Below are 5266 nucleotides of genomic sequence, written 5' to 3' on the forward strand. Positions count from 1 at the left end.
ATCTGATTCATCACGTAAATCTGTAATACCTTCAATTTTCTTATCGCGAACTAATTCTGCAATTTTTTCAATTAATCGCGCCTTATTTACTTGATAAGGTAGTTCCGTTACGATAATAGATTGTTTGCCATTTGACTTCTCTTCAATTTCAACTTTAGCACGAAGTATAATAGAACCGCGTCCTGTTTCATACGCTCTACGAATACCACTTCTTCCTAAAATTAAACCTGCCGTCGGGAAATCTGGTCCTGGAATGCACTCCATTAATTCTGCAATAGTAATATCAGGATTATGACTTAATGCCAATACACCATCAATTACTTCGCCAAGTTGATGCGGCGGAATATTCGTTGCCATACCAACTGCAATACCTGTCGTACCATTTACTAGTAAGTTAGGAAAACGCGCTGGTAATACAATTGGCTCTCTTTCAGAACCATCATAGTTATCTTGATAATCAATCGTATTTTTTGAAATATCACGTATTAACTCCATAGAAATCTTAGACATTCTTGCTTCTGTATAACGCATTGCTGCTGCTGAATCTCCATCGACAGATCCAAAGTTACCATGCCCATCAACAAGCATATAACGTTGACTGAAATCTTGCGCCATACGTACCATTGTTTCATAAACAGCTGAATCACCATGAGGGTGATACTTACCAATTACTTCACCAACAATACGTGCTGATTTCTTATACGCTTTATCAGCCGTAATTCCTAAATCATTCATCGCATATAAAACCCTACGATGCACAGGTTTTAATCCATCACGAACATCTGGTAATGCACGAGATACGATAACACTCATTGCGTAATCTAAAAATGAGGTACGCATTTCATGACTAATATTAATTTCTCGAATTCGTGCTTGTTGTTGATTGTCTGACATCAACGAGCACCTCCTCTTACATTTCCGTTACACATACATTGATTTATATGTAGAAGACAGGAATACTCAGATTCCTGTCATTACTCATTTAAATATCAAGGTTTTTCACGTATTTTGCATTTTCTTGGATAAAGTTACGACGTGGCTCTACTTTATCCCCCATTAAAATTTCAAATGTTTCATCTGCTTCAATTGCATCTTGAAGGGAAACTTGAAGTAATGAACGCACTTCTGGGTCCATTGTCGTTTCCCAAAGCTGAGCTGGATTCATTTCTCCTAAACCTTTGTAACGTTGGATCCCGGGTTTAGGTTGAGCTGGTAATTCAGCTAAAATCTTTTCAAGCTCTTTCTCATTATAAGCATATTGAATTTTTTTACCTTGTTGTATTTTAAACAACGGTGGCTGTGCAATATAGATATAACCATGTTCAATAATTTGACGCATATAACGATAGAAGAACGTTAATAATAGGGTACGAATATGCGCACCATCTACGTCGGCATCCGTCATAATAATAACTTTATGATAACGAGCTTTCTCAATATCAAAATCGCCGCCAATGTTCGTACCAATTGCAGTAATAATTGTACGCACTTCATCGTTAGATAAAATTTTATCCAATCTTGCTTTTTCAACGTTAATAATTTTACCTTTTAGCGGTAAAATCGCTTGGAAGTGACGATCACGCCCTTGTTTTGCTGATCCACCGGCAGAGTCACCCTCTACAATGTAAATTTCACTAATTGCTGGATCTTTCGAAGAGCAATCTGCTAATTTACCAGGTAAACTTGAAACTTCTAATGCACTCTTGCGGCGTGTCAATTCACGTGCTTTTTTCGCTGCAACACGTGCACGTGCTGCCATCGTACCTTTTTCTACGATTTTTCGTGCAACATTCGGGTTTTCTAGTAAGAACTTTTCAAATGCCTCTGAAAACACAGACTCTGTAATCGTTCTTGCTTCACTATTCCCAAGTTTCGTCTTCGTTTGTCCTTCAAATTGTGGGTTTGGATGTTTAATTGATACAATTGCAGTTAAACCTTCACGAACATCCTCACCCGTTAAGTTACTGTCTGCATCTTTTAAAATACTATTTTTACGTCCATAATCGTTAATCACACGAGTTAAAGCTGTTTTAAACCCTACTTCATGTGTTCCACCTTCATACGTATGAATGTTATTCGTAAATGAGTAAATATTATTTGTATATCCTTCGTTATACTGTAAGGAAACCTCAACTTGAATACCATCTTTTGATCCTTCTACATATACAGGTTCTTCATGGATTGGTTGTTTTGAGCGATTTAAATGCTCGACGTATGATTTAATTCCACCTTCATAATGGAATTCTTTCTTTTGCTTATGTTCACGTTTATCTTCAATTGTTAATTTAATATTACGATTTAAAAATGCTAATTCACGCATACGAGTTGCGAGCGTATCAAATTCGTATACTGTTGTTTCCTGAAAAATTTCTGGATCTGGTTTAAATCGAGTTATCGTTCCTGTTTGGTCTGTGTCACCAATGACTTTTAAATCCGCAACCGGAATACCTCTTTCGTATTTTTGATAATGGATTTTACCTTCACGATGTACAAATACCTCTAGTTCTGTTGATAGGGCATTTACTACAGATGCCCCAACACCATGCAAACCACCAGAAACTTTATAACCGCCGCCGCCAAACTTACCACCAGCATGAAGAACGGTCATAATAACCTCTACAGCAGGACGTCCCATTTTTTCTTGTATACCAACTGGAATACCACGTCCATTATCCGTTACACGAATACTATTATCTTCTTCGATACTAACGTTAATTTCATCACAGTAACCTGCAAGTGCTTCATCAATACTATTATCGACGATTTCCCATACAAGATGGTGAAGTCCTTTTCCGCTTGTAGATCCAATATACATACCAGGGCGTTTTCGAACTGCTTCTAGCCCTTCAAGTACCTGTATTTGACTTTCATCATATGAATTTTCTTGCATTTGCTTTTGTTCCATTGACACAAAGATCACCTACTTTTCCATTTAAACAGGGATTACGCCCTATCTATTTCACAATCTACCGTGCCGTTCGTTACATGAATTGTTTTCGCTTCTTTTAATGTTTCGTGTTCAATTCCGTCGACACTCGTCGTTGTCACAAATGTTTGCACTTTTCCTTGAATTGTATTTAACAGATGCGATTGACGATAATCATCTAATTCTGATAATACATCATCCAATAGAAGAATCGGATATTCTTTAACTTCTGAGTAAATCAATTCAATTTCAGCTAATTTTAGGGACAGTGCGGTCGTTCGTTGTTGTCCTTGCGAACCAAAGACTTGAACATTTTTACTATTAACGAAGAATTGTAAATCATCACGATGAGGACCAATTAAAGTCGTACCACGGAAAATTTCACGTTGTTTCACGGATTGAAAACTTTCATAGTATACTTCTTTTATTTTCGACAAATCCATTGATTCTGATACATCTACACTCGGTTTATAGACAATTTCTAATTCTTCTAACCCACGGCTTATACCACGATGAATTGGAGCTGCCCATTCTTGTAGTAAATGCAAAAATTCAAAGCGTTTTTGCAAAATTTTTGTACCATGCTCAATAAGTTGAAGTGTAAATACATCCAACATCGTTTCCTCATTCTTACTATTCCCTTGCATCTTTTTTAGCAAGTGATTTCGTTGTGTGAGCACCTTTTGATATTGACTCAATTCATACAAATAGACCGGAGCTATTTGGCCTAATTCCATATCTAAAAAGCGTCTTCTTACTTGAGGGCTTCCTTTTACAAGATTTAAATCTTCTGGGGCAAACATGACAACATTCATCACGCCAATATATTGACTCAATTTTTGTTGTTCAAGTTGATTTAATTTTGCCTTTTTACCTTTTTTCGAGATATTTAATTCCAAAGACAAAGAACTATTTCTCTTTTGTAGCTTTCCTTTAATTTGACCGAAATCTTCATCCCAACGGATAAGTTCGCGATCATTAGAGGTTCTATGAGATTTCGCCATCGCTAAAACATAAATAGCTTCCATCAAATTCGTTTTCCCTTGCGCATTCTCGCCGATAATTACATTTACCTTATCTTCAAAGGAAAGCTCTAACTTTTCATAATTGCGATAGTTTTTTAATTGTATTTCTGAAATAAACAAAGGGCTCCCCCTTTATGACTGAACTTGGAAACTTCCGCTTCCTGGAATTTCAATAATATCGTTCGCATATAGTTTGCGACCTCTTCTATTTTCAAGTTCTTGATTCACGTACACTTCATATTCTTGTAAAAACCATTTTACAGCGCCACCTGTATCAATTACATCGGCTAACTTTAAAAATTGCCCTAGTGTAATATACTCTGTTGAAATTTTAATACGTTTCATAAAATCGCTCACTTTCTGAAAGTGTTCATTCTTTCATTGTACTAAATAAACTAGCATTAGGAAAGTAATACCCAAAAATCAAATAAGGGCTACTAGCATCTGAAAACTAGCAACCCTTATTTCTTACTTAGTAAGTACGAACCGGTAAAATTAATTGAATAATGGATTCATCATTTACTGTACGAATTAAGAATGGTCTCATTGCTCCAGTAAAGCTAATCTTAATTTCAGTACTATCTAATGCTTTTAGTGCATCCATCATATATTTTGCACTAAAAGATATTTTTAACTCTTCTCCATCTACTTTTTCACATTGAACTTCTTCTACTACTTTTCCGATTTCTGGTGAATTCGAGGAAATTTCTAGCATTGCCTGCTCTAAAGTTGATAATTTTACAACATTATTACGACCATCTCTTGCTAAAAGAGATGCACGATCAATTGCTTGTAAAAATTCTTTTGTATTTACAAAAATATCTGTTTTGCTCTCCGCTGGAATTAAGCGAGTTGTATCAGGGTAATTTCCTTCTAACAATCTTGAGAAGAATAATAAATGTTTTGTACGGAATAATACTTGATACTCCGTAATAACGATATCTACCATTTCTTCAGACTCATCTAGAATTTTGCTTAATTCATTTAAACTTTTTCCTGGAATAACAACATTTGCTTGGAACTCATCTGCAATGCCTTCAATTTTTGCTTTTCGAAGAGCTAGTCTGTGACTATCTGTAGCAATGCCAGTTAGTTCGCTGTTATATACCTTCCAGTTTACACCTGTCAAGATTGGTCTTGTTTCAGAAGTGGAAACTGCAAATACAGTTTGTCTAATCATATGTTTAAGTAAATCCGTTGGAATCTTAAAAACATGATGTTCTTCAATTTGTGGTAACAATGGATATTCTGCAGAATCTAAACCATTTAAATTAAACTCTGATTTTCCAGAAGTTATTTTTGTCATCAAATGATT

Annotated in this window: 5 protein-coding genes (1 of these 5 only partly in view); all 5 read right to left on the reverse strand. The window is 35.6% G+C overall.

Features of this window, described 5'->3' with window-relative positions; genetic code table 11:
* On the reverse strand, positions 1–894 hold the 5' portion of the coding sequence (gene gyrA, locus QCI47_RS28250; protein WP_001282850.1) for a DNA gyrase subunit A. 1578 nt of this gene lie to the left of the window's left edge; the window shows 894 of its 2472 coding nt (coding positions 1–894); the start codon lies at positions 892–894; its stop codon lies off the left edge, out of view.
* 88 nt (positions 895–982) lie between these two features.
* Positions 983–2905 carry a DNA topoisomerase (ATP-hydrolyzing) subunit B gene (gene gyrB, locus QCI47_RS28255; protein WP_000435990.1) on the reverse strand — a complete coding sequence of 641 codons (1923 nt, stop codon included), beginning with the start codon at positions 2903–2905 and terminating at the stop codon, positions 983–985.
* Positions 2906–2943: 38 nt separating this feature from the next.
* Positions 2944–4071, reverse strand: a complete 1128-nt coding sequence (gene recF, locus QCI47_RS28260; RefSeq protein WP_000470750.1) for a DNA replication/repair protein RecF — start codon at positions 4069–4071, stop codon at positions 2944–2946.
* A 12-nt stretch (positions 4072–4083) separates the two neighbouring features.
* On the reverse strand, positions 4084–4296 hold the full coding sequence (gene yaaA / locus QCI47_RS28265) for a S4 domain-containing protein YaaA (RefSeq protein WP_000821367.1): 213 nt from the start codon (positions 4294–4296) through the stop codon (positions 4084–4086).
* 127 nt (positions 4297–4423) lie between these two features.
* Positions 4424–5266 (reverse strand): DNA polymerase III subunit beta (gene dnaN, locus QCI47_RS28270; protein WP_353811999.1); only part of this gene is annotated, 843 nt, incomplete at its 5' end.

Source organism: Bacillus cereus group sp. RP29 (genome assembly GCF_040459765.1).
In the GTDB taxonomy this organism is placed as follows: domain Bacteria; phylum Bacillota; class Bacilli; order Bacillales; family Bacillaceae_G; genus Bacillus_A; species Bacillus_A paranthracis.